This window comes from Ruegeria sp. E1 (assembly GCF_056534225.1).
Genome location: NZ_JBQFPE010000015.1, coordinates 40,024 through 65,590, shown reverse-complemented (window position 1 = coordinate 65,590; position 25,567 = coordinate 40,024). Strand labels below are relative to the sequence as shown.

Annotated in this window: 24 protein-coding genes; 23 read left to right on the top strand and 1 reads right to left on the bottom strand. The window is 59.7% G+C overall.

From position 1 onward, the window contains the following. Positions 1-71: 71 nt before the first annotated feature. From ACR0FG_RS17585 to ACR0FG_RS17490, 20 genes are all read left to right on the top strand, one after another. Positions 72-1,856, top strand: coding sequence for a NapC/NirT family cytochrome c (locus tag ACR0FG_RS17585; RefSeq protein ID WP_480894335.1), 1,785 nt, complete (start codon positions 72-74; stop codon positions 1,854-1,856). A gap of 50 nt (positions 1,857-1,906) precedes the next feature. Next, positions 1,907-2,314, top strand: a complete 408-nt coding sequence (locus ACR0FG_RS17580) for a cupredoxin domain-containing protein (RefSeq protein WP_480894331.1) — start codon at positions 1,907-1,909, stop codon at positions 2,312-2,314. A gap of 211 nt (positions 2,315-2,525) precedes the next feature. Then, the gene (cobA, locus tag ACR0FG_RS17575; protein WP_480894329.1) at positions 2,526-3,287 is read left to right on the top strand and encodes a uroporphyrinogen-III C-methyltransferase; all 762 of its coding nucleotides are present in this window, start codon (positions 2,526-2,528) and stop codon (positions 3,285-3,287) included. Continuing rightward, positions 3,280-3,648 carry a c-type cytochrome gene (locus tag ACR0FG_RS17570; protein WP_480894327.1) on the top strand — a complete coding sequence of 123 codons (369 nt, stop codon included), beginning with the start codon at positions 3,280-3,282 and terminating at the stop codon, positions 3,646-3,648. Before cobA ends, ACR0FG_RS17570 begins: the two co-directional genes overlap by 8 nt. After that, positions 3,645-4,790 (top strand): cytochrome D1 domain-containing protein, encoded by a 1,146-nt coding sequence (locus ACR0FG_RS17565; protein WP_480894325.1) that lies wholly within the window; start codon positions 3,645-3,647, stop codon positions 4,788-4,790. The genes ACR0FG_RS17570 and ACR0FG_RS17565 overlap by 4 nt, the downstream gene beginning before the upstream one ends. 3 nt (positions 4,791-4,793) lie before the next feature. Next, positions 4,794-5,783, top strand: a complete 990-nt coding sequence (gene ahbB / locus ACR0FG_RS17560) for a siroheme decarboxylase subunit beta (protein ID WP_480894323.1) — start codon at positions 4,794-4,796, stop codon at positions 5,781-5,783. Next, on the top strand, positions 5,780-6,229 hold the full coding sequence (locus tag ACR0FG_RS17555) for an Lrp/AsnC family transcriptional regulator (RefSeq protein WP_480894321.1): 450 nt from the start codon (positions 5,780-5,782) through the stop codon (positions 6,227-6,229). The genes ahbB (ACR0FG_RS17560) and ACR0FG_RS17555 overlap by 4 nt, the downstream gene beginning before the upstream one ends. Next, entirely contained in the window at positions 6,226-6,708 is a 483-nt protein-coding gene (gene ahbB, locus ACR0FG_RS17550; protein WP_480894319.1) for a siroheme decarboxylase subunit beta, read from the top strand. Before ACR0FG_RS17555 ends, ahbB (ACR0FG_RS17550) begins: the two co-directional genes overlap by 4 nt. Before the next feature lie 3 nt (positions 6,709-6,711). After that, on the top strand, positions 6,712-7,926 hold the full coding sequence (gene nirJ, locus ACR0FG_RS17545; protein ID WP_480894317.1) for a heme d1 biosynthesis radical SAM protein NirJ: 1,215 nt from the start codon (positions 6,712-6,714) through the stop codon (positions 7,924-7,926). Positions 7,927-8,002: 76 nt separating this feature from the next. Next, the gene (locus ACR0FG_RS17540; RefSeq protein WP_480894413.1) at positions 8,003-9,526 is read left to right on the top strand and encodes a cytochrome D1 domain-containing protein; all 1,524 of its coding nucleotides are present in this window, start codon (positions 8,003-8,005) and stop codon (positions 9,524-9,526) included. Beyond that, the gene (locus tag ACR0FG_RS17535; protein ID WP_170714027.1) at positions 9,483-9,746 is read left to right on the top strand and encodes a hypothetical protein; all 264 of its coding nucleotides are present in this window, start codon (positions 9,483-9,485) and stop codon (positions 9,744-9,746) included. The genes ACR0FG_RS17540 and ACR0FG_RS17535 overlap by 44 nt, the downstream gene beginning before the upstream one ends. Before the next feature lie 103 nt (positions 9,747-9,849). Further along, positions 9,850-10,314, top strand: coding sequence for a DUF2946 family protein (locus ACR0FG_RS17530; protein WP_480894315.1), 465 nt, complete (start codon positions 9,850-9,852; stop codon positions 10,312-10,314). A gap of 44 nt (positions 10,315-10,358) precedes the next feature. Further along, positions 10,359-12,482, top strand: coding sequence for a 4Fe-4S binding protein (locus ACR0FG_RS17525; protein ID WP_480894411.1), 2,124 nt, complete (start codon positions 10,359-10,361; stop codon positions 12,480-12,482). A 14-nt stretch (positions 12,483-12,496) separates the two neighbouring features. Continuing rightward, positions 12,497-14,404: a TAT-dependent nitrous-oxide reductase gene (gene nosZ, locus ACR0FG_RS17520; protein WP_170714033.1), complete on the top strand. Its 1,908-nt coding sequence runs from the start codon at positions 12,497-12,499 to the stop codon at positions 14,402-14,404. Between the two features lie 2 nt (positions 14,405-14,406). After that, a complete protein-coding gene (locus ACR0FG_RS17515; RefSeq protein ID WP_480894313.1) occupies positions 14,407-15,663 on the top strand; it encodes a nitrous oxide reductase family maturation protein NosD in 1,257 nt (418 codons plus the stop codon). After that, positions 15,653-16,546, top strand: coding sequence for an ABC transporter ATP-binding protein (locus tag ACR0FG_RS17510; RefSeq protein WP_480894311.1), 894 nt, complete (start codon positions 15,653-15,655; stop codon positions 16,544-16,546). The genes ACR0FG_RS17515 and ACR0FG_RS17510 overlap by 11 nt, the downstream gene beginning before the upstream one ends. Further along, entirely contained in the window at positions 16,543-17,364 is an 822-nt protein-coding gene (locus ACR0FG_RS17505; protein WP_480894309.1) for an ABC transporter permease, read from the top strand. The genes ACR0FG_RS17510 and ACR0FG_RS17505 overlap by 4 nt, the downstream gene beginning before the upstream one ends. Continuing rightward, positions 17,361-17,876: a nitrous oxide reductase accessory protein NosL gene (locus ACR0FG_RS17500; RefSeq protein ID WP_480894307.1), complete on the top strand. Its 516-nt coding sequence runs from the start codon at positions 17,361-17,363 to the stop codon at positions 17,874-17,876. Before ACR0FG_RS17505 ends, ACR0FG_RS17500 begins: the two co-directional genes overlap by 4 nt. Then, the gene (locus tag ACR0FG_RS17495; protein ID WP_480894305.1) at positions 17,873-18,769 is read left to right on the top strand and encodes an FAD:protein FMN transferase; all 897 of its coding nucleotides are present in this window, start codon (positions 17,873-17,875) and stop codon (positions 18,767-18,769) included. Before ACR0FG_RS17500 ends, ACR0FG_RS17495 begins: the two co-directional genes overlap by 4 nt. 458 nt (positions 18,770-19,227) lie before the next feature. Further along, positions 19,228-20,595: a dipeptidase gene (locus tag ACR0FG_RS17490; protein ID WP_480894304.1), complete on the top strand. Its 1,368-nt coding sequence runs from the start codon at positions 19,228-19,230 to the stop codon at positions 20,593-20,595. A 17-nt stretch (positions 20,596-20,612) separates the two neighbouring features. Here ACR0FG_RS17490 and ACR0FG_RS17485 read toward each other — a convergent pair whose 3' ends face one another. Further along, positions 20,613-21,440 carry a LysR family transcriptional regulator gene (locus ACR0FG_RS17485; protein ID WP_480894302.1) on the bottom strand — a complete coding sequence of 276 codons (828 nt, stop codon included), beginning with the start codon at positions 21,438-21,440 and terminating at the stop codon, positions 20,613-20,615. Between the two features lie 81 nt (positions 21,441-21,521). Between ACR0FG_RS17485 and ACR0FG_RS17480 the strand changes: the two genes are divergently transcribed. The 3 genes from ACR0FG_RS17480 to ACR0FG_RS17470 all read left to right on the top strand — a co-directional run bounded on the left by ACR0FG_RS17480 (position 21,522) and on the right by ACR0FG_RS17470 (position 25,555). Further along, a complete protein-coding gene (locus tag ACR0FG_RS17480) occupies positions 21,522-22,508 on the top strand; it encodes an aldo/keto reductase (RefSeq protein WP_480894300.1) in 987 nt (328 codons plus the stop codon). A gap of 471 nt (positions 22,509-22,979) precedes the next feature. Further along, a complete protein-coding gene (locus ACR0FG_RS17475) occupies positions 22,980-24,203 on the top strand; it encodes a LacI family DNA-binding transcriptional regulator (protein ID WP_480894298.1) in 1,224 nt (407 codons plus the stop codon). Next, positions 24,200-25,555: an ABC transporter substrate-binding protein gene (locus ACR0FG_RS17470; protein WP_480894296.1), complete on the top strand. Its 1,356-nt coding sequence runs from the start codon at positions 24,200-24,202 to the stop codon at positions 25,553-25,555. Before ACR0FG_RS17475 ends, ACR0FG_RS17470 begins: the two co-directional genes overlap by 4 nt. Positions 25,556-25,567 lie beyond the last annotated feature (12 nt).

Genomic DNA, 25,567 nt, shown 5'->3' with positions numbered 1-25,567 from the left:
TTTTCCCTCAGCTAAAACGCACCGGCCCTGACATGCCGGACCAGTGAGACAAGCCAATACGGAGCCCGGATATGACCTCGGAACCGGAAAAGAAAAAACCAATCTGGCGCCGGTATTTCCTGTGGGGAATGCCCGTGGCCGGCATTGCTGCGGCCTTTGCTGGCGGCATCATCTTCTGGGGCGGGTTCAACACCGTCGTGGAAGCCACCAACACAGAACCCTTCTGCCTGTCCTGCCACGAGATGCGGGATTACGTATATGAGGAATACAAGGGCACGATCCACGATGTGAACCGATCGGGCGTCGGCGCAGTCTGCTCCGATTGCCACGTGCCGAAGGACTGGACACACAAGATGATCCGCAAGGTCAAAGCGACCAAAGAGCTTTACGGCAAAGCGGTCGGCACGATCAGCACACCCGAGAAGTTCGAAGAAAAGCGCATCCATCTGGCGATGAACGAATGGGAGCGGATGAAAGCCTCGGATTCGCGCGAATGCCGGAACTGTCACGACTTTGAATCGATGATGCCCGAGTTTCAGAAACCACGTGCGCGTCGGCAACACCTGAATGCGATGGAGGCCGGACAGACCTGTATTGACTGCCACAAGGGGATTGCGCACTCGAACATCCGCGATCGCGCAACCGATGAATATCTGGAGGAGCTAGAGGCGCCAAACCCCGACTTCATCCGCGAGATCCCGGCAGAATACCTGGCCAGCCTTGAGCGGATCGAAGCCAAGGAAGCTGCCGAAGCCGAAGCCGAGAAAGCCGCCCGCGCAGCACAGCAAGAAGCCGTAGAGGCGCAGATCGCCGCAGCCGTTGACGCCGCAGTGGCCGAAGAACGCGCCAAGGCCGCGGGTGAAGAGGCCGCCGCACCTGTCAGTGGTGGCAGTGATGTCGGCGCGAATGTCGATTGGGCGGCTGTACCGGGTGCGGATATGAAACTGTTCTATCCCGGTCAGGCTTCGTTCGAATGGGTGCAGAACGGCAGGTCGCATGGGGGCGCTCGACCGCTGACCAAGGGTGGCGACAAATGCACCACCTGTCACGCCGCCGAACTGGATGCGATCGGCAACAAGATCGTGGCTGGTGGCGAGCTGGAACCAACGCCGATCCCCGGAAAACGCGGCGTGATCGACGCAACCATTCAGGCCGCGCATGATGATGAAAACCTCTACATCCGCCTGCAATGGCCGGATGCGGGCCACAACCCGGCACCGTTTGTTGACGGTGGCAAGATGGACCCCGACAACCAGATCAAGGTTGCCATGATGATCACCGGCACCGGGATCGAGTTGGGTGATCAGGTGGGGTGCTGGGCCTCGTGCCACGCCGACAACAGCTATATGCCCTTTGATCCGGGTGCCGAGGCGATTGCCGCCAACGGGGATGTCTCGGGTCGTCTGACTACGCAGGATACGGTGACCAAATACATCAGCGAAAGCCGCACCGAGGTCGAAATCAAAGGCCGACGCGGCAAGGCGCTGGGTGGCTGGGACAAGCTGCAGGCGGCTGAACAGATCGAGCAATACCTGGCCGACGGCACCTATCTGGACCTGATGCGGGTTTATGCGGACGGCAGCGCCACCAATGGCTACTTGCTGGAACAGCGCGTGGTCAATGACGGTGAAATCGCCGCCTCGGCCAGCCTGGATGCAGGCATGTGGACCGTGGTCTTTACCCGCCCGCTGAACTCGGGCGCAGCCGGTGACGTGCCGCTGGAGGCCGGTCAGACCTACACCGTCGGCTTTGCCATCCACGATGACTTTGCCGCCGCGCGGTTCCACCACGTGACGCTGGATACCAGCCTGGCGCTGGACGATGACAGCGCCTTCATCAACGTGGTCAAACAGTAACGGATCGGGGCCGGATCATCCGGCCCCTTCCCAACCCAAAGGAGAGGTCGATGAAACCCCAAAACCTTCTTCCTGCCCTGCTGCTTCTGGCATCACCCGCGCTGGCGGAGGATGACGACATCGCCGCCACCTGCGCCGAAGCCGAGGAACGCTATGTCGAACTGTTTGGCCAGCCCTCGTCCGCCGTTGAAGATGCCGAGGTGGTGCTGATGTACAAATACCTCTTTTGCCCGGTCGAATTGACAGTCAAGGCAGGCACAACGGTGCGCTGGATAAACGTCGACAAACGCACCAGCCACTCGGTCCTGCTAAAGGATGGCAGCGAACCCGAAAGCGACCGGCTGTTTCCCGAGGAATCGGTTGATCTGACCTTTCTCACCCCCGGTCCGCAAGACTACCTGTGCGGGCCGCATTGGGAAACGCAGAACATGATCGGAATGATCACCGTCGAACCCTGAGCCTGGGGCAGTCATACAGGCACGATAAAGGAGCGCGGGCGCAAAACCCGCGCTCCTTAACTTTAGTCAAGGAGGTTTGTTTTCGATTCCGCCAGTCTGCCCCCATGACACGCCCGGTTCACCCAGCTACGTCCTCCGTCCTGCCCCTTTGTTCGCAGGACCTGCCGGACGGACCGGGCGCGGCAGAGTTCCAGAACAAGCGAGTGTAGACATGAGCGGTAAGGTTTTTCTGATTGGCGCAGGCCCCGGCGACCCCGAACTGATGACCCTGCGCGCCCTGCGAATGCTGCAAGAGGCGGATGTGGTGGTGTACGACCGTCTGGTCTCGGCCGATATCCTGAACCTGCACGCGGTAGGTGCGCGGCTGATCCCGGTGGGCAAGGCCCCCAAATGCCACACCGTGCCGCAGGATCGCATCAACCAAATCCTCGTCGAAGAAGCCAGCGCCGGTCACACGGTTGCGCGTCTAAAGGGCGGCGATCCGATGATCTTTGGCCGTGGCTCGGAAGAGGCGGCGTATCTGATGGCAAACTGCATCCCGGTTGAATACGCGCCGGGGATCACAGCGGCTCAGGGCGCGTCCTGCTCGACCGGCGTACCGCTGACCCATCGCGGGCTGGCGACCTCGGTGCAATATGTCACCGGGCACCGGCAGGCCGACAAGGTGCTGGATCTGGACTGGAAACGCCTGGCCGACCCCGACTCGACGCTGGTCGTCTATATGGGCGTTGCCAATATCGGCCAGATCGCAATGGGGCTGATGACCGAGAACCTGCCCGGCTCGACCCCGGTGTTGGCCGTTGGCAAAGCCACCACCCCCGAGGAACGCCGTATGGTGTCCCGGCTAGACCGGCTGGCCGCGGATGTGCGCGAGGCTGATCTGAAAGCCCCGACATTGTTCATCATCGGCAAGGTGGTTTCGCTTTATGCGGAACAGCCTGTGGCTGAGTTATTGGAGCAGGCTCATGGCTAAGCTTGGCCGTAGAAAACCGGCACAGCGACCATCGGCGGGACACAGGGGTTGGACCGCGCGCGCTGTCCTTACAACAGCAGTGCTTGTGGCCACAACAGCCTTCGCCGCCGACACGCTCGACCCCAACGCCCTGAAACGGCTTGTCCATCAGGATTGCGGCTCGTGCCATGGGCTGTCGCTGAAGGGCGGCCTTGGCCCCGATCTGCGATCCCAAACCCTTGAACATTATGACGCCGAGGTTCTGACCGGCGTGATCCTCGATGGCATCCCCGACACCGCGATGCCCCCATGGCGGCCCCTGATCAGTGAAGAAGAGGCCGAGTGGATCGCCCGTTACCTGCTGGCACAGGAGGCCCAATGAAACAGCTTATCCTCACCCTCGCCGCTACCCTGCTGATGACCACCGCACAGGCGGAACCCAAAGCGACCGGAGATCTGGGCCTTGTGATCGAACGCGCCAAGGGCTCGGTCCTTCTGGTCGATCAATCCGACCGTGCCGCGCTGGCGAGGATCGAAGGGCTGGGCGACCTGTCCCATGCCTCGCTGGTCTATTCGCCCGACGAGCGTTTCGCTTATGTGTTCGGCCGCGACGGCGGGCTGACCAAGGTCGATATCGTCACCCGCCAGATCGTGAACCGCGTGGTGCAGGCTGGCAATGCCATCGGCGGCGCGATTTCGGATGATGGCAAGCTGGTCGCTGTGTCGAACTATGAACCCGGCGGCGTGCGGGTCTTTGATGCGGACACGTTGGAAATGGTCGCCGACATTCCCACCGACAGCAAAACCATCGGTCTGGTCGACGCGCCGGGTCGCCGGTTCGTGTTCACCATGTGGGACACGGGCGAAACCTGGATTGCCGACTTCGCCGCAGGCGCGCCCGCGATCACCAAGATCCCCGAGATGGGCAAAAACCCCTATGACGCGCTGATCACCGCCAATGGCCGGACCTATATCACCGGCCTCTTTGGCGAGGACGGGTTAACCGCGCTGGACCTGTGGTCTGAGACGCCTGAACCCATTCGCGTGTTGCCAAACTATGGGCGCGGGCAAGAGGATATGCCGGTCTATAAAATGCCCCATCTGGAAGGCTGGGCGCTGACGGGGCGTGAATTCGTTCTGCCCGCCGTTGGCCATCATGAGGTTCTGTGGATCGACGCCGACACCCTGACCGAAACCGGGCGCACGCAAACCCATGGCCAGCCGGTCTTTGCCATGGCGCGGCCTGACGGGCGGCAGGTCTGGGTGAATTTCGCCCACCCGCTGAACGATACGATCCAGGTCATTGATTCAGTGACCAAAGAAATCATCCACGAATTCAAACCGGGCCCCGCCGTGCTGCATATGGAGTTTACTCCACGCGGGCACGAGGTCTGGATCAGCGTGCGCGATGCCAACAAGGTCATGGTCTACGACACGCAGAGCTTCGAGAAACTGCGCGAGATTGAGGCTGACAGCCCATCCGGCATTTTCTTCACCGCCCGAGCGCACAGAACAGGGCTGTAACCGATGCAACATATCACTGACCCCATCGATTGCCGTCTGCTGGATGAGTTCCAGCGCGATTTCCCCATAACCGCGCGTCCGTTTCAGGTTCTGGCCGACGCGCTTGGTCTGGATGAGGCAGAAGTACTCGACCGGCTGGCGCGGATGCGCAAGACCGGGCGCATCACCCGGGTGGGTGCGACCATCGCGCCCGGCGCGGTATCGGCCAGCACCCTTGCCGCAGTTGCTGCGCCAGACGCGCGACTGGAAGAGGTTGCTGCCCTGATCGACGCGGAACCCGGCGTGAACCACAACTACCAGCGCGAGGACGACTGGAACCTATGGTTCGTGGCCACTGGCCCGGACCGCGCCCATGTCAATGACACGCTTGCGCGGATCAGCCACCGCGCCGGATTGCGTGTACTGGACCTGCGGCTTGTCCGCCCGTTCAACGTCGATCTCGGATTTCGTATGTCGGGCGAAAACCGCAACGTTCCCGGACCTCGCAAAGTGGATTGCTCGGCCATGCGCGAAGGCGACCGGCCCCTGTTGCAGGCACTCAGTTCCGGGCTGTCGCTGGTTGCTGAACCTTATGCCGCACTGGCTCGGTCCCTGAGCCGCAGCACAGTCGATGTGATGGGACGGATCGAGGCCTTGCACCGGGCCGGGATCATCTCGCGCCTCGGTGTCATCGTGCGCCACCGCGCTTTGGGCTGGTCCGCCAATGCGATGGTTGTCTGGGATATGCCTGCCGATCAGGTCAGCGCCGCTGGCCCCGCTCTGGCCGCCCATCCCGGTGTGACGCTCTGTTATGAGCGCAACCCGGTCGAGGGTGTCTGGCCCTATCGACTGTATTCCATGATCCACGCCCGGTCGCGTTCCGAGGCAGTGGATGTTCTGTCCGAGGCAGAAACGATACCTGAGCTGGAAGGGGCACGAAACAAGGTGCTGTTCTCGACCCGGTGTTTCAAACAGACAGGCGCGCTAATTCAGGCGAAAGAGGTGGCGGCATGAATCTGGACGACACCGACCGCGCGATCTTGAACCGAATGCAGGATGATTTGCCGCTGATCTCACACCCCTATGCAGCGATTGCTGAAGAGTTGGGTATCGCGGAATCCGAACTGCTAAGCCGCCTGACCCGAATGAAAGACGAACGTGTGATCACCCGGTTCGGCCCCTTCTTCGACGCCGCCGCGATGGGCGGGGCCTTCTGCCTGTGCACGATGGCCGTCCCTCCGCAGGATTTCGAAATCGTCCTGACCAAAGTCAATGCGCATCCGGAGGTCGCGCATAATTATGAGCGTACGCACCGGCTGAATATGTGGTTCGTTCTGGCGACCGAAACACCCGAAGGGATCGCAACCGCAGCCGAGGCCATCGAACAGGAAACCGGGATAGCAGTCCTGCAGTTTCCCAAACTTCAGGAATTTTTTATTGGCTTCCGGGTGGCAGCATGATCGACGCGAAAGACAGAGAAATTATCGAGGCGCTGCAAGGTGGTCTGCCGCTGGTGTCAGCACCTTATGCTCAGGTGGCGGCAACGCTGGGGCTGGACGAGGATGCGTTACTGTACCGTCTTGCCGACTTGAAATCGCGCGGCGTGATCCGCCGTATCGCCGCTGCTCCGAACCACTACAAACTGGGCATGACATCGAATGGCATGACTGTTTGGGACGTTGAGGACGGATGCATCTCTGAACTAGGCGTACATATCGGCGCGCTGCCCTTTGTCACCCATTGCTACGAACGCCCGCGCGCCCTGCCCGATTGGCCCTATAACCTGTTCGCCATGGTGCACGGTAAAGACCACGATGAGGTCGAAGAAAAGCGTGCGCAGATCGCCATCATTCTGGGCGATGCCTGCCGGGCCAAAGATATCCTCTATTCCACGCGCATCCTGAAAAAGACCGGACTGCGCCTGAAGAAGAAAGGCTGAGACATGTTCCGCCTGACCGAATACATGCACCAACTGGTCAAACCGACCCCGGTGCGCAAACGCCGCCCCGGCCCTGTAAAGCCGGTGGTGATCTGGAATCTGACTCGGCGCTGCAACCTGAAATGCCGCCATTGCTATACCGTCTCGGCGGATGTGGCCTTTCCCGGTGAGCTCAGCCACGAGCAAGCCATGACAACCCTTGAAGATCTGGGCCAATTTCGCGTCCCGGCCCTGATCCTCTCGGGTGGGGAGCCGCTGGATCGGTTCGATTTCTTCGACATTGCCAAACGTGCGCGCGAACTGGTGCCGATGCTGGCGCTGTCAACCAACGGCACCCGGATCCACGATGAGACCGCCGATATGATCGCCGATGTGGGGTTCAACTATGTCGGAATCTCGCTGGACGGGATCGGGGCCACAAATGACTGGTTCCGCGGTGTCGAAGGTGCCTTTGCAGACGCCCTGCGCGGCGTGCGCGAGTGCAAGAAACGCAGCATCAAGGTAGGCCTGCGCTTCTGCCTGACCGAAGGCACCCAGCATCATCTGCCCGACCTGTTGCAACTGTGTGATGAAGAGGGCGTCGACAAGTTCTATCTGTCTCACCTTGTCTACGCCGGGCGCGGTGACAAGAACCGGGGCGAGGATGCCGAGCATTTGCGCACCCGCAAAGGCTTGGACCTTCTGCTGGAACGCGCGTGGGAGGCGGCCTCGGGTGGACGCCCGCTGGACATCGTGACCGGCAACAATGATGCCGATGCGGGTTATTTCCTGAACTGGGTCCGCGCGCATTTCGACGACGCCAAAGCCGCCCATGTACGCGAACATCTTGCCGCGTGGGGAGGGAACTCCAGCGGGCTGGGCGTGGCCAATATCGACAATCTGGGTCGGGTGCATCCTGATACCTATTGGTCGGATTACACGGTTGGGAATGTGAAAACAGAACCGTTTTCCGAGTTGTGGACCGGTGACGATCCGATGCTTGCAATGCTGCGCACGCGCCCGCGCCCGCTCAAAGGGCGCTGCGGGGCCTGTCAGCTAAAGGACGTCTGCGGCGGCAATACCCGCATCCGGGCGCTGCAACTGACCGGAGATCCGTGGGCCGAGGACCCGGCCTGTTATCTGTCAAACCAAGAAATCGGCGTCGAAGATGCGGGCGAGCGCCTGCAAGTCACGCCGTTCCGGGGGAAAAGCCATGATCCGGCGCATCAATTCTTTTGAAAACCTTGGCCTTTCTGGCCTGGCCGATGCGCGGGCGGTGCGTGCAGGAGCCTCCGGCGGGAGTATTTTTGAAAAGATGAAGATCGGGGCCCTGTGTTCGGTCCTGAGTGTGGGCGCAGCCTGGGCGGATGCGCCTTCGGACTATGCTGAATTCTGTGCGTCCTGTCATGGCGAGAACCGTCTGGGTGGGGTTGGTCCGGCCTTGATCCCTGAGGCACTGAAACGGATGCGGGGGCCGCGCGTGGCGGCGGTGATTGCCGAAGGCCGGACCGCGACTCAGATGCCCGCGTTTTCGCATGAGCTTAATGCGCTGCAGATCGAAGAGTTGGCGGGGTGGTTGAAATCTCCACTGGAGAGCGATCCGGAATGGGGTGAGGCCGATATCATGGCCAGCCGTATTCTGGACGAAGACTATATAGCGGTGGACGCGCCCGTTTGGGACAGCGACCCGATGAACATCACTCTGGCGGTTGAGACCGGTGACCACCATGTCAGCGTGCTGGACGGCGATACGTTTGAGGTTCTGGACCGGTTCGAGACACCCTTTGCCGTGCATGGCGGGCCGAAGTTCAGCCCGGATGGGCGTTATGTCTTCATTATGTCGCGCGATGGCTGGGTGCAGAAATACGACATCTGGGCATTGCAACAGGTGGGGCGCGTGCGCGCCGGTCTGAACAGCCGCAACATCGCCATGTCAGGTGATGGCAAATGGGTGGCGGTGGCAAACTATTTGCCGAACTCTTTGACCTTGCTGTCTACCGAAGATTTGTCGGTTGCGAAAGTCATTGATGTTAAAAGTAAAAAAGGCATTCCAAGCCGTGTTTCGGCCGTCTATCAGGCCCCTCCGCGCGAGAGCTTTGTGCTGGCGCTGAAAGACGTGCCCGAGATTTGGGAGGTCTTCTACGGGGCCAACCCGCCGCAATTCGGGCTGGGGCATGATTTCCGCATCGAGGGTCAGTTCAAGAACCCAGATCCATTCCCGGTGCGCAAGATCACCACGCCTGACTATCTGGACGATTTCTTTTTCGACCAGAGCTATGAATATGTCATGGGAGCGTCTCGGGGCGGTGAGGGCGGACAGGTGATCGATCTGGTGATCGGGCAGAAAGTGGCCGATCTGGACCTGCCGGGGATGCCGCATTTGGGTTCGGGGATCACCTGGAAACATGGGGATACCACGGTGATGGCGACGCCGCATCTGACCGATGGCACCGTGTCGGTGATCGACATGGAAAGCTGGGAAACCGTCAAGCGGATCAAGACCGAAGGGCCGGGTTTCTTCATGCGCAGCCATGAGAATTCTCGTTACGTCTGGGCCGATGTGTTCTTTGGCCCGAACAAGGACGCAATGCATGTGATCGACAAGCAAAGCCTTGAAATCGTAAGAACTTTGCGCCCTGCGCCGGGTAAGACCGTGGCCCATGTGGAGTTCACCAAGGATGGCAGTCATGCGCTGGTTTCGATCTGGGAAGATGATGGCGCGGTGATTGTTTATGACGCGCAAACGCTTGAGGAAGTGCGACGTCTTCCAATGCGCAAACCGTCTGGGAAGTACAATGTCTGGAACAAAATCACCTTCTCGGAAGGCACCAGCCACTGACGGGCGATGGCCGGTCTGGAAACTAGCCGTTTTGCTTTATCCGGCCACGGCTTTGACCGTGGCCATCAACCTGTTTCTGGCCGGGCTGATCCTGCACAGCGCGGGGTTTGGGGCCATCGGTCCGGTGCCCGCGATCCTGTGGTCGATCCCGCTGGGCGTGCCTGCTGCATGGCTTGCGGGACGCTGGGTGCGCGGGTTGATGGATGAGGCAGATAGTTGATTTTGCGAGGAAAAACAGAATTTCGCCGCACCTAACCTAAGTCAAGTCGCGACTCGGACAATTCCAATACCTCATAGGCATAGCTTCCCGAGTTGGTGTTTCCATGCCTGCCCTGATCCCTTTGCACAATCTCCCTGCCCGCGCGGTTCGCGCGGCGGTCGGGTTGGCGGGCATATTCCTTTTGTTGCTGCAGACATTTGCACCGGCGCTGGCGAGTCCCGGTGAGAGTGTCTGGGTGGAGATCTGCTCGGAAGGCGGCGCGGTCTGGGTTGAGGTTGACCTTGAGGAGGGCACCGAAGACCCGACCGCGTATTGCCCGAAATGCGCCGATTGCGCGCTATGCGCTGTCACCAGCGCCGCACCGATCCCTGAGCTGCCAGAGGTGGCGCGGGTGGGAATCTTCCGTTTTGTACATGCGGAAATCGGGGCTTCTTCCGGTTTGTACCAAACTCATCGGCTGTGGCCCGAGACCCGAGGGCCCCCGTGCGCGCCCGAAATCACAACCGAACGCGCCCTGCGCGCGTCCATGGCGTTCACCCAAATTCCCGGAGGTGCGCCGTGGTCGTAAGTCGCGCAATCCATTTTCTGCTGGCCCTTGCCCTGTCCTGCCTGATGGCGATCAGTGCCCATGCCGACAGCCTTGCCAGCTTCTTGCCCGAGATAAATCCCGCCGATCTGGCCCCCGGTGCCGATGCCTTTGGTCCCGTCCGCGACGATGTGCCGGTGGCCCCCGTTCTTAAAGACGGCGACCGCATCGCCTGGGCTTTCTTAACCTCTGATCTGGTCGGCACCACCGGCTATTCCGGCAAGCCCATTCATGTGGTTGCCGCCATCGATGATGAGGCGGTGCTGACCGGGGTGCAGCTGGTCAAGCACTCGGAACCCATCGTGCTGATCGGCATCCCCAATTCCCGCATGGTTGAGCTGACCGAAGGTTATGCCGGGCTTGATCTGAAGATTGAGGCCGAGACTGGCGGTGAGGGGCATGACCTCGACATTATTTCGGGCGCGACGGTCACGATCATGGTGATCGATGACAGTCTTGTGCGGGGCGGCATCAAGGTGGCGCGCGCGCTGGGGCTGGGCGGCTTGGCACCGGCGCAGGCCGATGGACCCAAGCGCGAGGTCGATATGGCACAGGACGCCATCTATGACTGGACGACGCTGTCGGGCGACGGCTCGGTCCGGCGGCTGACGCTGGATATCGGGCAGGTCAACGCGGCGTTCGAAGCGACGGGCGATCAACGCGCGATCAAGCGCCCGGAACCCGGCGAGCCCGATGACACATATATCGACATGCATATGGCGCTGGTCTCGGTTCCGTCGATCGGCAAGTCGCTGCTGGGCGAGGCCGAATATCAGAACATGGTCAATTGGCTGGACGAAGGCGAGCAAGCCATTCTGGTGTTGGGTCGCGGGGCCTATAGCTTCAAGGGCTCAGGCTATGTCAGGGGCGGGATTTTCGACCGGATTCAGTTGATCCAGGGCGACAATTCGGTGCGGTTCTTCGACAAGCAGCAGCGCCGTCTGGGCGAGGTTGCGGCCCCCGATGCCCCAAGCTTTGCCGAACTGGACATCTTCAAGATCCCTGCTGATGCCGAATTCGATCCGGCCGCGCCGTTCCGCCTGCAACTGTTGGCGCAGCGGGCCGTGGGTGCGGTCGAGAAAACATTCCTGACCTTCGATCTGGGCTACAAACTGCCCGAGCAGTATCTGCTGCCCGTCGCGGCCCCTGTGGTTGTCGATGACGCCACCGGCGAAGCGGCGGCCAAGGCCGCGCTTTGGAAACGCATCTGGAAGGACCGCACGGTCGAGATCGGGGTGCTGGGCGCGATGCTGCTGGTGCTGACGGCGACCTTCTTCTTCCAGTTCCACGCCACCATGAATGCGCGGGTCTTTTACTGGTTCCGCATCGGGTATCTGACCATGACGCTGTTCTTCATCGGCTGGTATGCCAATGCGCAGCTGAGCGTGGTGAACCTGATGGCGCTTGCGGGCAGCCTGCGCACAGGCTTTTCGTGGGATGCCTTCCTGCTGGACCCGCTGGTTTTCATCCAATGGTTCGCCGTCGCTGCCGCGCTGCTGTTCTGGGGGCGTGGGGCCTATTGCGGCTGGTTGTGCCCGTTTGGCGCGTTGCAGGAGTTGACCAACAAGATCGCGCGGGCCTTCAAGGTGCCGCAATGGACCTTGCCCTGGGGCCTGAACGAACGCCTCTGGCCTGCGAAATACATGATCTTTCTGGTGCTGTTCGGGATCAGCTTTGTCTCGATCCCGCTGGCCGAAACCTATGCCGAGGTCGAGCCGTTCAAGACTGCGATCATCCTGAAATTCATGCGCGACTGGCCGTTTGTCGTCTTTGCGCTGGCCCTGCTGGGGATCGGGCTGTTCGTGGAACGGTTCTATTGCCGCTATCTCTGCCCATTGGGCGGGGCGCTGGCGATCCCGGCCCGTATTCGCATGTTCGACTGGCTGCGCCGCTACAAGGATTGCGGCACCCCGTGTCAGACCTGCGCCAATGAATGCCCCGTTCAGGCGATCCACCCCACAGGTGAGATCAATCCGAACGAGTGCGTCACCTGCCTGCATTGTCAGGTGCTTTATCAGTCCGAGGACAAATGTCCCGTCGTTATCCGCCAGTTGAAACGGCGGGCCAAGACAGGGTCGGTCCAGATGAAGACCCCACTCGGACAACCACCGGCGAACCATCCGAACGCCAAACCGCAAACCGTTTCCTAAAAGGAGGGACGATCATGTCGGAACATGACAAGAAACTGAACATCACACGCCGCGGGATGCTGGGCGCAACCGCAACCGGTGCGGTGATTGCCGGGACCGGGCTGGGCTCGACCCTGATGACCGCGCGCGAGGCGAGTGCTGCCGCGAATGCGCATCTTGAGCCGGGTGAGCTGGACGAATATTACGGCTTCTGGTCCTCGGGCCAGACTGGCGAGCTGCGCATTCTGGGCGTGCCCTCGATGCGTGAGCTGATGCGGGTGCCGGTGTTCAACCGCTGCTCGGCCACCGGCTGGGGTCAGACCAATGAATCGCTGAAGATCCTGACCGAAGGTCTGCTGCCCGAAACCAAGGAGTTTCTGGCCGCAAACGGCAAGGTCACCTATGACAACGGCGACCTGCACCACCCGCATATGTCCTTCACCGATGGCACCTATGACGGCCGCTATCTGTTCATGAACGACAAGGCCAACACCCGCGTGGCCCGTGTGCGTTGTGACGTGATGAAATGCGACAAGATCATCGAGATCCCGAACGCGCATGACATCCACGGCCTGCGCCCGCAGAAATACCCGCGCACCGGCTATGTTTTTGCCAATGGTGAGCATGAGGCCCCGCTGGTCAACGATGGCCAAATCCTCGACGATCCGTCCAAATACGTGAACATCTTCACTGCCATCGACGGTGATACGATGGAGATCGCATGGCAGGTGATGGTGTCGGGCAATCTGGATAACACCGATTGCGACTATCAGGGCAAGTATGCGTTCTCGACCTCGTACAACTCGGAAATGGGGATGAACCTGGCCGAGATGACCGAGAATGAGCTGGACCATGTGGTCGTGTTCAACCTCAAAGGCATCGAGGACGCGATTGCTGCCGGGAACTATCAGGAACTGAACGGCGTCAAGGTCGTGGATGGGCGCAAAGAGGCAGGTGGCAATCTGACCCGCTATATCCCGATCCCGAACTCGCCGCATGGCGTGAACGCCGCGCCCGACAAGAAACACATCATGATCAACGGCAAGCTGTCTCCGACCGTGTCCGTGATCGATGTCGAGAAGGTCGATGCGCTGTTTGCCGACAACGCGGATCCGCGTTCGGCCATCGTGGCCGAACCGCAGCTGGGTCTTGGCCCGCTTCACACTGCGTTCGACGGCAAGGGCAATGCCTACACCACCCTGTTCCTGGACAGCCAGGTGGTGAAATGGGACATCGCCAAGGCCATCGAAGCCTTTGGCGGCGCGGATGTTGATCCGATCCTTGACAAGGTGGACGTGCAGTATCAGCCGGGCCACAACTCGACCTCGATGGGTGAGACTGCTGAAGCTGACGGCAAGTGGCTGATTTCGATGAACAAGTTCTCGAAAGACCGCTTCCTGAACGTTGGGCCACTCAAGCCTGAAAACGAGCAGTTGATCGACATCTCGGGCGACAAGATGAAGGTGGTCCATGACGGCCCGACCTTTGCGGAACCGCATGACTCGATCCTTGTGCACCGGTCCAAGGTGAACCCGGTCAATGTCTGGGATCGCAACGACCCGACATGGGAAGATGCGCGCAAACAGGCCGAGGCAGATGGTGTCGATCTGGACTATGGCGCGGATGAGCCGATCCGGGATGGCAACAAGGTGCGGGTCTACATGACATCCGTGGCGCCTGTGTTCAGCATGGAGAAGTTCACTGTCAAACAGGGCGACGAAGTCACTGTCTATGTCACCAACCTGGATGACGTGGACGATGTGACCCACGGCTTCTGCCTGTCGAACTTCGGCATCGCGATGGAGGTTGCGCCGCAGGCCACCGCCTCGGTCACGTTCATCGCTGACCGTCCGGGCGTGCACTGGTTCTATTGCCAGTGGTTCTGCCACGCGCTGCACATGGAAATGCGCGGCCGGATGTTCGTTGAGCCGCGGAGCGCGTAACGATGCGCTGGTCCCTGCTCATGCCGCTCCTGCTCGGCTCGCCCCTTTGGGCGGCGGACTGGGATGTGCCCAACCGGGCGGGGGCCATCAACGAGATACTGGCGCAGGCGGCGGATGGGGACACCCTCCGCCTGAGCCCCGGTGTTTATACCGAACACCTCGTACTGGACCGGCCCGTCACAATCGACGGGCTGGGACAGGCCACCATTGACGGACAAGGTGAGGGCAGCGTCATCACCGTTACCGGGCCCGGCGTGACGGTGCGCGGGTTGACGGTGATTGGCTCAGGCTCGGACCATGACGGGATCGACAGTGGTATCCAGCTGACCAAAACGGCGCACGCGCCGGTGGTCGAGGACAATGTGTTGCTGGGCAATCTCTATGGCATCGACATCCACGGGGCCAAGGACAGCATCGTGCGTCGCAACCGGATCGAGGGGCGGCAGGACCGCCACATGAACGCGCGCGGCAATGGCGTATACGTCTGGAACGCGCCGGGTGCCGTTGTCGCCGACAATGACATTCAGTTTGGCCGCGATGGGATTTTCGTGAATTCTTCGAAGAAGAACTTGTTCACCGGCAACCTGTTCCGCGACCTGCGTTTTGCTGTCCATTACATGTATGCCGACAATTCCGAGGTCAGCAACAATGTCTCGATCGGCAACGATCTGGGCTATGCGGTGATGTTCACCTCGAATGTCAAAGTCACCGACAATATCTCGATTGATGACCGCGAACATGGCGTGATGCTGAACTATGCCAACAAGAGCGTCATCACCGGCAATGTTGTGAAAGGTGCGAAAGAGAAGTGCACCTTCCTGTATAATTCGAACAAGAACGAATTCACTGACAACTGGTTCCAGGGTTGCGGCATCGGCATCCACTTTACCGCCGGCAGTGAACGCAACCGGATCGTCGGCAACGCCTTTGTCGGCAACCGGACGCAGGTGAAATATGTCTCGACCAAATGGGTCGAGTGGTCGGAAGACGGGCGCGGAAACTATTGGTCCGATTTCGCCGCCTATGATGTGGATGGCAACGGCGTGGCCGATGCCCCGTATCGCCCCAACGATTCAATGGACCATGTGCTGTGGACCCAACCCGCAGCCAAATTGCTGCTCGGCTCGCCTGCCGTGCAGCTGGTGCGCTGGTCGCAATCAGCCTTCCCGGCGCTGCTGCCGGGCGGTGTGATGGACAGCAACCCATTGATGCAAGCCCCTGAACCCCCAGCTATGAAAAAGGTGCCTCATGACGGATAAGGCCCTGACGATTGACCAAGTCTGCAAGGACCGTGGCAAGACCCGCGTTCTTGACGACATCACCCTGTCTCTTGCCCCCGGTCAGCGCGTTGCGCTGCTGGGCCATAACGGCGCGGGCAAGTCGACCCTGATCAAATCCATCCTCGGCCTGACGCCAATCCATGGCGGAGCCATTCGGATCGGGGACGCCAGCCCCGGCAGTGCGCAGGCACGGCGCGAGACGGCCTATCTGCCCGAGGCGGTGTCATTCCACCCGGCGCTGACGGGACGCGAGCAACTGACACTGTTCGCGCAGCTTTCAGGCGCGAAGGCGGATGTACCCGGCCTGTTGGAGCGGGTTGGCCTGAGCGATGCGCTGGACCGCCGGATTGGGGCCTATTCCAAGGGGATGCGGCAACGTCTGGGTCTGGCGCAGGTTCTGCTGGGTCAGCCGAAAGTGGCGCTGTTGGACGAGCCCACATCGGGCTTGGACCCGATCTCGCGGCAGGATTTGTACGCTATCATCGACGAGCTGGCGTCGCAGGGCACCGCTGTTCTGATCGCCAGCCACGCGTTGACCGAGGTCGAGGCCCGTACCGACCGCATCGCCATCATGCGCAAGGGTCGGATGGTGGCCGATGACACGCTGACAAACCTGTCGGCGCTGGCCGGTCTGCCGATCCGCCTGAAAGTGCGCGCCAGTGCCAATCCCGATGCGCTTGCCGCCGAACTGGGCGGCAACCGGATCAACGGGGCCTCGGTCGAGCTGCTGTGTTCGCCTGATGACAAGATGGAGGCCCTGCGCCGCATCGCCGGATTGGGCGACGCGGTGGCGGATGTGGAAATGACTCCACCCAAGCTGGAAGACCTCTATCGCCATTATGCACAGGAGGGTTTGCAATGATCCGCTTCCTCGCCATCACCCGCACCGAAATGCTGATCCTGCGCCGCAACCGCTGGCTGCTGGTCGCGACGCTGATCATGGTGCTGTTCGCGCTGGCGCTGACCTTCGCAGGCAGCGCACCAACCGGCACGCTGGGCGTCGATATGTTGACCGTTTCGGTCGCGTCGATGACCACGCTGTCGGTCTATCTTGCACCCTTGCTGGCGCTGATGATTGCTTTTGATGCCATCGCAGGCGACGTGGATCGGGGCAGTCTTTCGCTGCTGCTCTCCTACCCTGCGGGGCGCGGAGAAATCCTGTTGGGCAAGTTTACCGCCCATCTGGCGGCGCTGGCTTTCGCCATGACCGTGGGGTTTGGCACCGCAGGCGCGGTGGCTGCCTTCTTCGGTGGCGCGGGTCCGGAAAGCCTGATGGCTTTGGCGCGTCTGATCCTCACATCCATCCTGCTGGGCGCCGTGTTTCTGGCGCTGGGATACCTGTTGTCCGCCCTGGCAAAGGGGGCCACGGCGGCGGCGGGTCTGTCGGCCGGGCTCTGGCTGGTTTTTGTCGTCCTCTATGATCTGGGCCTGTTGGGGGCCGTCGTCATGGACAAGGGCGGCGTCTTCACCCAATCCGTCTTTCCGTGGGTGATGGTGGCCAACCCGGCCGACGCATTCCGTCTGTGGAACATTGCCGCAACCGAGGGCGTCGCCATGGCCTCGGGCATGACCGGGGCCGCGCAGGCCCTGCCCGTCTGGGCCGCGCCCGTATCGCTTTTGATCTGGCCGGTGCTGGCCTTCGCCCTTGCCCGCGCCGCATTCCGGAGGGTTGAACCATGAAGCGCCTGTGCCTGATTGCCTTGGTCGCGCTGGTGGCGTGCAAGGAAGAGGTCGCCGAGGCCCCCGACCCGGTGGACCTGACCCCCGATGCGCTGAGCTTTTTCTGCCAGATGAACATCGCCGAACATGGCGGGCCCAAGGGGCAGATCCATCTGGAAGGCTACCCCGCGCCGCTGTTTTTCGCGCAGGTGCGCGACATGGTGGCTTACCTGAAAAGTCCTGAACGCGACGCCAAGATCACCGCCGTCTATGTCAGCGACATGAGCGTCGCGCCCAGTTGGCGGCAACCGGGGATTTCCAATTGGATCGACGCGAACGATGCCAGCTTTGTGGTAGGCGCAAATGTTGCCGGGGGTATGGGTGCGCGCGAAGTGGTGCCCTTTGGTGACCCTGCTGCAGCCGAAGCATTCATCACCGATTATGGCGGCAACGCCCTGCCCCTTTCGGATATTCCTGACACCGAGGTTCTGGGCCCCGTCGATCTGGACCTGAAACTGGAGACCCCCGCATGACCGCCCTGACCCGTCGCCGGTTTCTGACGATTTCGGCCGCCTGCGCCGCAGTTCCCGCTATGGCTGGGTCTGTCGCACAATGGCGCGGTGTAGCATTGGGTGCACCGGCTAGCCTGCGCCTTGAAGGGGTGACCGCCACCGACGCCGCCCCGATCTTTGCCGCGGTTGAAGCCGAATTGGATCGGCTAGAGGCGATCTTCAGCCTTTATCGGCCCGAGTCCGAATTGAGCCGCCTGAACGCGTCGGGACTGCTGAAACACCCTTCGCCCGAGTTGTTGGGCCTGCTCAGCCTCTGTGACGTTCTGCAAGACGTATCTGAGGGCGCGTTTGATCCGACAATTCAGCCTTTGTGGAGCGCGCTCGCTCATGGAGCTGGTGAATTGGACCTGCAAAAGGCCCAAGAAGCGGTTGGTTGGCAGAAGGTGTCAGTAGCCCGTAACGAAATCCAATTGCCTGTTCCGGGTGTCGCCTCAATAACTCTGAATGGCATCGCACAAGGAGAAATAACGGATCGCATCGCCAACCTGTTGCGGTCGTTCGGTTTGCAGAATGTGTTGGTGAACATGGGCGAAATTGCCGGATTGGGCAACCGTAGTGACGGTGCTGCTTGGCAGGTCGGACTGGCCGGCCCAAATGATGTGGTACTGACCAGTATAGAACTGCGCAACCGCGCCGTGGCCACTTCGGTCCCTGACGCGATGCGCCTGACGGACATGTCAGGACATATCTTTGATCCAAGGTCCCGGCAGGTTTTTCACGACGCTGTTTCAGTATCCGCCCCTACCGCCGCCATTGCAGACGGGCTATCGACCACATTGTGCGTGACAAGGATTGAGCGGATTGACTTTGTCATGTCCCAGTTCCCGGGCACAAAACTTGAAATGCTGGTCTGAAGAGATGTGACAGGTGATCCCGAAAAAGCGTCGCTTTACTAACCGCCCGAGTGAAATACGAAGCTTTCCCAGCCTGGTTCTGACTGACCGAAATCGGTGTTGCAGTCGGTGTATTCGCAGATCAATCTTGATTTCGGTTCTTCGCGCCTAGGTAAGACTTCGTAAATCCGGTCCCTGCGCATCGCCGACATTTGTCGATAATTCAGCCTCGCGAACTGCGATCACACCTTTAGAGCGTCTGCTTTTGGCATTCTAAACCGGAACTCTTGCACCCATAGCGAATGTCTCCTCTGACGGGCCGCACTGCAGCGATGGCGGTTCTTGATCAACGGAAGGTTTGCGCCGACCTGGAATCGCTCGACCATGTTGGGTTGTTACGAGTATTGGAGTGCCTTCTACAGGCTTGCAGGCCACGCCCAGTTTCGTAAGTTAAGCGCCAACCTCAGTGAGGACATGAAATGAGCTGGACCGAATATCTCGACACACACCAATCGCGCTTTGTCGAAGAGCTGTGCGACTTCATTCGTATTCCATCGGTTTCCGCCAAACCCGAAAACGCGGGCGATGTTCGAAAGGCCGGGCAGTGGGTCGTTGACCGGTTGGTCGCGGCGGGAATGGAAAACGTTCAGATGATGGAGACAGCAGGCCATCCGGTGGTCTGCGCTGATTGGCTGCACGCCGGACCGGATGCACCTACAATCCTGATCTATGGCCATTTTGACGTGCAACCTGCCGAACCTTTCGAGCTCTGGTCCTCACCTCCGTTCGAGCCGACGATCCGTGGGGATCGGATCTATGGGCGTGGGGCGACCGACGACAAGGGCGCCATGTTTATCCCGATCCTGGCGGCCGAGGCTTTGCTGGCGGAGACTGGGAAGCTGCCTGTCAACGTCCGGTTTTTCTTTGAAGGCCAGGAAGAAATCGGATCCCCCGACCTTCCCCCCTTTATCGAGGCAAATCTCGACCGGCTTCAGGCCGATATGATCTTTTCCGCCGATGGCAGCCAGTGGGATCCCGAGACACCGCAACTGGTGCTGGGTCTGAAAGGGCTCACCTCGCTTGAGATCTCGGTTCAGGGCGCGAGATCGGACTTGCACTCTGGTATGCATGGCGGTGGCGTCGCAAACCCGGCAATGGCCTTGGCCCAGTTGCTGGCCAGCATGAAATCGCCCGATGGTCGGATCACGGTGGATGGCTTCTATGACGATGTCGTCGAGTTGACGGACGAAGACCGCGCGGCAATTGCGCGAGTGCCTTGGGATGAGGCAGCCTATCTGGCTCAGACCGGAGCCCCGGCCACGTTGGGCGAACCGGGGTATACGACACGTGAAAATTTGTGGGCACGTCCGACACTTGAGGTCAACGGGCTGACCAGCGGTTGGCAAGGGGAAGGCACAAAGACCGTTTTGCCTGCGTTGGCCTCGGCCAAAATCACTTGCCGACTGGTCGCCAATCAAAATCCCGAAAAGGTCTTTGACCTGATCTCGGCCCATGTCGAAGCTCACTGCCCGCCGGGTGTGACGGCACAGGTATCTCGCAATCCCGGTCGTGCGGACCCTTTCCTCGTACCGGCCGGACACAACGCAACCGCGATCGCGGGACAGGTCCTCGAAGAGGTTTATGGCAAACCCGCATACAAAACCCGCGTTGGAGGCTCGATCCCTGTGATGTCGACCTTGCTGGACGAACTGGGTTTACATGCGGTCATGTTTGCGTTCGGACATGAGGATGAAAACCAACACGCCCCGGACGAGTTCTTCCGTCTGCCAACATTCCGGCGCGGCCAGACAGCATATGCGAGGTTGATGGAACGGTTGGGTGAATAGGCATCTGCAGCCTCGGTTCACCCGTTTTCACAAGCTTCCGACATCACGGCATGGGTGCGGTCAATGACATGCCGCACCTCTGGAAGAAATCGGTCTTCATGATGTGTGACCAACCACTGATCATGTTCCAGATCATCAATCAGGGGTGAGACTGGTTTAAGACCCGGCTGCGTGTTTCCGATGAAGGTGGGCAGAACCGCCCGGGCCAGCCCTGCATTTGCAAGCTCCAGCGCATTTTGCGGCGCCGTCACTTCGATGGCGTCGTCCTTTTGCGAATGCGCCTTCAACCATCTGGCCGAAGGTGTATTGGACATGACCCGCGCCCATGTCAAAACGCTTTCGTCCGCGGCATAGACCGCAAACCGAACGCGCCCGATCTTGCGACCCGCCAGGTTGATCTCTTCTGGTCGGTGGTTTCGAATACCGATCGCGGCCTCCCGGTGTCCGATCTTCAACACCTCTTCTGACGAGATGAACCGCAGCCGAACCGGCATTGATCCGGTTAGCCTTCCGACCGCGTCGATCAATACCCGTGTTACCCACGTCCCGGCCGAGATTTTGACCAAAGGTGGTGCGCTGGCGAGGCTGCTGTCAGTAACAGGTATGACGCGCGCCTCGATGCTTTCTACCTTTTTCAACAGCGTTTGACCGTCTTCGGTCAGGTCATACCCTCGCGGTTTGCGGTGAAACAGCTCAGTTCCCAGGTTACGCTCAAGCTCGATCATGCGCCGACCCAGGGTGGGTGCGCTCTTGCCGGTCTGTTCGGCCGCCGGCCCAAGCCCGCCTGCTCTGGCAACCGCAAGGAAAAGCCGCAGGTTGTCCCAGTCAAAGTTACTTTCATTCATGAAATAAAGATTACATTCTGTGTTGTTGATGAAAAGACTGTGATGGCGTTTTTTCTGAAGGATCAGTCACGAGGTCCACAGATGAACTTTCTCGAATCCGAAATCTCACCCCTTGGCATGGGATGCTGGCCGATCGGCGGCAAGATGTATTGGGGCGAACAGTCTCTGGGTTACACCCGATCAGACGATGAAACCTCGATTCGTACGATCCACGCCGCAATGGATGGTGGGATCACACTTTTTGACACCGCTGCCGCCTATGGCGCGGGGCATTCGGAACGTTTGTTAGGCAAAGCGTTAAAGCATCGGCCCGACGCCTTGATTGTCACAAAGATCGGGGTTGGGATTGATGAGGCACGCAGGCAGATTTCGTTTGACCCCTTCACCCCGGATCAGGTTGGCCCTGCCGTTGATGGGTGTCTGAAGCGGCTGGAACGGGATCGGATTGATCTCTTGTTATTGCATGTAAACGACATGCCAATTGCCCAGGCGGAGGCTGTTTTTGATAGGCTGGACCGGCTGAAAGAGGTCGGGAAACTACGCGCCTACGGTTGGAGCACTGACTATTCCCAAAGCGCTCTGGCCGTCTCATCCAGGGATAGCTTCAAAGCGGTCGAATACGTGATGAACGTCTTTTTCGATGCACCTCGTATGCAGCAGGTGGTTCAAGACAAAAATCTGTTGTCTCTTATCCGCTCGCCGCTGGCGATGGGGTTGCTTTCAGGAAAGTACAATCGGAATTCTGTCATGGCGTCGGATGACGTACGTTCATCCGAAGAAAACTGGATGGAGTACTATACCGATGGAAAGGTAAATCTTGAATTCATGCAAAAACTCGATGCGGTACGGGATTTGCTGACCTCGAATGGTCGAACGCTTGTGCAAGGGGCTCTGGGATGGATATGGGGCCAATCTGAAACATACGTACCGATTCCGGGCGCGCGAACAGAAGAACAGATTGAGGGTATTGCAGGAGCACTAACCTTTGGTGCCTTGCCGGTAGAAATAATGAACGAAATAGAAAGCTTGATTTCGCGCACCCCTGACGAACCAGACCGCCCCAGGTAGCTCGAAGAACGGTATCAAAACTATGTATCCGCTGCGATTTTCGGCTAAGCGAGCTGCAAACGCGGCATTTCAGTTTTCTGATCAAGGTCTGCCTAGGGCCGTCCACGATGAATAGACTCAGCGCATCACCACAGTTGTTGCGTTGCCTCCGATGTCGGCGAGGAGCCCATACCAATTTGGACGTGTCGATCAAGAATAGCGAGACACCCTAAGGATGCGTTACCCTTGAACGGAATGGACCTAAGCGCGTTGTTGGCCGTGCGAGTAAGACAGCTCCACCCCGGACCAAAATGATCGACGCAGTTACGACGGCACTATTGGAAGAAGTAGATAACCAGCTTGTATGTTTGTGAGTTGGCACTCCGGCAGGCGTCCACAAGAAATTAGTCATTACTTAATTAACCGAGACTGGAAGTCCGTTTTGGGCCGGTCTCTAACCCGCGCCTGCCGTTTCGACGACACGAACGTGCGATGAACTGTTTTTCGACTTTTTTGTTGCCGAAACCGGTTTCGGAACGAACAAATAGTGGAATGATAGCGAATCCCAGTCTTCCGAAGCGCCAATCTTCGCTCCGTCGTGACCCCTCTGCAGCGGGGCGGGTGAAGCTGGACGAGTTGGCTGATCACCTCGGTCTTTCAAAGAGCACCGTGTCGCGCGCTTTGAACGGGTATTCCGACATCTCGGAGTCCACCAGAAAGCGGGTCGAAACTACTGCAAGGAAGATGGGCTATCGCCCTCTGAGCCATGCGCAGGCGATCCGCACGGGGAAAGTGCGTGCAATTGCGATGGTCATTAACAGCGGGGAACCGGACCGTCATAATCCGTTTCTGCAGGACTTTCTGGCAGGCGCTTGCGAAGGTGCCAGTGCATTCGATTGGACAATGACTATCTCAACGGCCAAGTCCGAAAAGGATATGCTCAACGTTCTTGGGCGCCTCGTGGAAGAGCGCAAAGCGGATGGGTTTATTTTGCCCAGGACGGCTGTCGACGACGCTCGTATCAAGTATCTAAGCGCATTGAATGTTCCATTCATTCTCTACGGTCGAACGGGATATGGGCAAGCGGACCCTAACGGCAATACATCTTGGTTTGATATCTCGGGCGAAACCGCAATCTGTAGTGCAGTCAGTCGTCTGAGTGGTTTCGGCCATCGTCGCATCGGCTTTGTCGGCAGCGATCCGAAGTTCAACTACAGCCACCTTCGACGCGATGGTTACCTCGAAGGTCTGAGGGCTTCTGGCCTGGCAATCGACCTTGAACTGATCCGCGAGAACGCGCGCACACGCGACGAAGGGGCGATCCAAGCCCGTGCTTTGCTGGAGCTGGAGAATCCACCGACCGGGATCGTCTTTGCGACTGATCTGGCCGCATTGGGGTCATACAGCGTTTGCGCCGAGTTTGGTCTGCAAATCGGTAAGGATGTCTCGATCCTTGGGTATGACGGCATACCCGAAAGCCAATATGTCAGCCCGGGCCTCACGACATTCAGCGTCGATTCACAGCGGGCCGGCGAACGCCTTGCTGAAATGCTCATACGGCAGACCCGTGGAGAAGCACCGGAAAGCCTGCGTGAGCTGGGCGAAGCTGTTCTTTTGGAACGGGAATCCGATGGACCGCCGCGCCTGACATCTGAAGAGTTGGCACGAAAAATTACTCAATTCAAAAATGGAAATCGGGGAGGAGACCGATCATGAAACTCACACCAATGGCATCTCGGCTGATGCTTGGCACATCTCTGGCGCTGGCCCTTGCAGCCGTGTCAGCACAGGCGGATACAATTCGTTTCTGGACGACTGAGGAGCAACCAGAACGGCTTGCCAAACAGCAGGAAATGGCGGACCAGTTCAAAGCTGAAACCGGCACCACGGTCGAGGTGATCCCGGTCACCGAAACCGATCTGGGCACCCGCGCCACCGCAGCCTTTGCCGCCGGCGACCTGCCGGATGTGGTCTATCACCCGCTGCAATATGCCCTGCCCTGGGCCGAAGCCGGTATTCTGGACACCGAAGCCGCCACCGAGGTGATCGAAGAACTGGGCGCCGACACGTTCGCACCCGGAGCGTTGGGCATGGCGGCCTTTAATGGCGAAACCGCATCGGTCCCGGTTGATGGTTGGACGCAAATGGTTGTCTATCGCAAAGACCTGTTCGACGACGCAGGGCTGGACGCACCCAGTTCCTTTGCGGCGGTCGAGGCTGCGCTGGAAAAACTGCACAACCCGCCCGAGATGTACGGCTTTGTCGCAGCCACCAAGGTGGACGAGAACTTCATGAGCCAGGTGCTGGAGCATGTCTTTCTTGCCAATGGCGTCTCGCCGGTTGGCGCGGACGGCTTCCAGCCGCTTGATGAGGCCAAAACTACCGAGGTTCTGGATTTCTACAAAGCGATCTCAAAAGCCTCTCCTCCGGGTGAGCTGTTCTGGAAGCAATCGCGCGAGCTGTATTTCGACGGCAAGGCGGCGATGATCATCTGGTCGCCCTTCATTCTGGACGAACTGGCCGGCCTGCGCGACAGCGCCCCGCCGACCATCAATGATGATCCGACCTCGCGCGATCTGGCTTCTAAGACCGGCATCGTCACCAACTTCTCGGGCCCGTCCAACCCGGACGGCGCGGCCTGGGGTGATGTTCGGTATTTCGGCATCACCAATGACGCCGACACAGACGCCGCGATGGAGTTCGTCAAATTCGCCATGGATGACGGCTATACCCAGACATTGGCCATCGCGCCCGAGGGCAAGTTCCCTGTGCGTCGCGGCAATGCCGACAACCCGACCGCTTTCTCGGAAGCATGGGCAGAACTGCCCGTTGGTGTGGACCGCAAGGCCCCGCTGGGTGAGCTGTATGATCAGGCGATGATCGACGAGATTGTTGGCGGTCTGGATGTGGCGCAGCGCTGGGGCGTTGCCGAGGGTCAGTTGGCCCTGGCGTCCAAGATGATCAACAGTCAGGCCATCAACCGTGTCGTGCGTCAGTATATCGACGATGAGATCGACGCCGCTGCCGCCGTTGCGGCCATGAACGAAGAACTCGCCAAGGTGCAGTAACCTTGTGACTTT

Excerpts from the sequence above, each read along its gene's own strand:
- ACR0FG_RS17585 (WP_480894335.1), top strand. The coding sequence starts at position 72 with ATGACCTCGGAACCGGAAAAGAAAAAACCAATCTGGCGCCGGTATTTC.
- ACR0FG_RS17580 (WP_480894331.1), top strand. The coding sequence starts at position 1,907 with ATGAAACCCCAAAACCTTCTTCCTGCCCTGCTGCTTCTGGCATCACCC.
- cobA (WP_480894329.1), top strand. The coding sequence starts at position 2,526 with ATGAGCGGTAAGGTTTTTCTGATTGGCGCAGGCCCCGGCGACCCCGAA.
- ACR0FG_RS17570 (WP_480894327.1), top strand. The coding sequence starts at position 3,280 with ATGGCTAAGCTTGGCCGTAGAAAACCGGCACAGCGACCATCGGCGGGA.
- ACR0FG_RS17565 (WP_480894325.1), top strand. The coding sequence starts at position 3,645 with ATGAAACAGCTTATCCTCACCCTCGCCGCTACCCTGCTGATGACCACC.
- ahbB (WP_480894323.1), top strand. The coding sequence starts at position 4,794 with ATGCAACATATCACTGACCCCATCGATTGCCGTCTGCTGGATGAGTTC.
- ACR0FG_RS17555 (WP_480894321.1), top strand. The coding sequence starts at position 5,780 with ATGAATCTGGACGACACCGACCGCGCGATCTTGAACCGAATGCAGGAT.
- ahbB (WP_480894319.1), top strand. The coding sequence starts at position 6,226 with ATGATCGACGCGAAAGACAGAGAAATTATCGAGGCGCTGCAAGGTGGT.
- nirJ (WP_480894317.1), top strand. The coding sequence starts at position 6,712 with ATGTTCCGCCTGACCGAATACATGCACCAACTGGTCAAACCGACCCCG.
- ACR0FG_RS17540 (WP_480894413.1), top strand. The coding sequence starts at position 8,003 with ATGAAGATCGGGGCCCTGTGTTCGGTCCTGAGTGTGGGCGCAGCCTGG.
- ACR0FG_RS17535 (WP_170714027.1), top strand. The coding sequence starts at position 9,483 with ATGTCTGGAACAAAATCACCTTCTCGGAAGGCACCAGCCACTGACGGG.
- ACR0FG_RS17530 (WP_480894315.1), top strand. The coding sequence starts at position 9,850 with ATGCCTGCCCTGATCCCTTTGCACAATCTCCCTGCCCGCGCGGTTCGC.
- ACR0FG_RS17525 (WP_480894411.1), top strand. The coding sequence starts at position 10,359 with ATGGCGATCAGTGCCCATGCCGACAGCCTTGCCAGCTTCTTGCCCGAG.
- nosZ (WP_170714033.1), top strand. The coding sequence starts at position 12,497 with ATGTCGGAACATGACAAGAAACTGAACATCACACGCCGCGGGATGCTG.
- ACR0FG_RS17515 (WP_480894313.1), top strand. The coding sequence starts at position 14,407 with ATGCGCTGGTCCCTGCTCATGCCGCTCCTGCTCGGCTCGCCCCTTTGG.
- ACR0FG_RS17510 (WP_480894311.1), top strand. The coding sequence starts at position 15,653 with ATGACGGATAAGGCCCTGACGATTGACCAAGTCTGCAAGGACCGTGGC.
- ACR0FG_RS17505 (WP_480894309.1), top strand. The coding sequence starts at position 16,543 with ATGATCCGCTTCCTCGCCATCACCCGCACCGAAATGCTGATCCTGCGC.
- ACR0FG_RS17500 (WP_480894307.1), top strand. The coding sequence starts at position 17,361 with ATGAAGCGCCTGTGCCTGATTGCCTTGGTCGCGCTGGTGGCGTGCAAG.
- ACR0FG_RS17495 (WP_480894305.1), top strand. The coding sequence starts at position 17,873 with ATGACCGCCCTGACCCGTCGCCGGTTTCTGACGATTTCGGCCGCCTGC.
- ACR0FG_RS17490 (WP_480894304.1), top strand. The coding sequence starts at position 19,228 with ATGAGCTGGACCGAATATCTCGACACACACCAATCGCGCTTTGTCGAA.
- ACR0FG_RS17485 (WP_480894302.1), bottom strand. The coding sequence starts at position 21,440 with ATGAATGAAAGTAACTTTGACTGGGACAACCTGCGGCTTTTCCTTGCG.
- ACR0FG_RS17480 (WP_480894300.1), top strand. The coding sequence starts at position 21,522 with ATGAACTTTCTCGAATCCGAAATCTCACCCCTTGGCATGGGATGCTGG.
- ACR0FG_RS17475 (WP_480894298.1), top strand. The coding sequence starts at position 22,980 with ATGAACTGTTTTTCGACTTTTTTGTTGCCGAAACCGGTTTCGGAACGA.
- ACR0FG_RS17470 (WP_480894296.1), top strand. The coding sequence starts at position 24,200 with ATGAAACTCACACCAATGGCATCTCGGCTGATGCTTGGCACATCTCTG.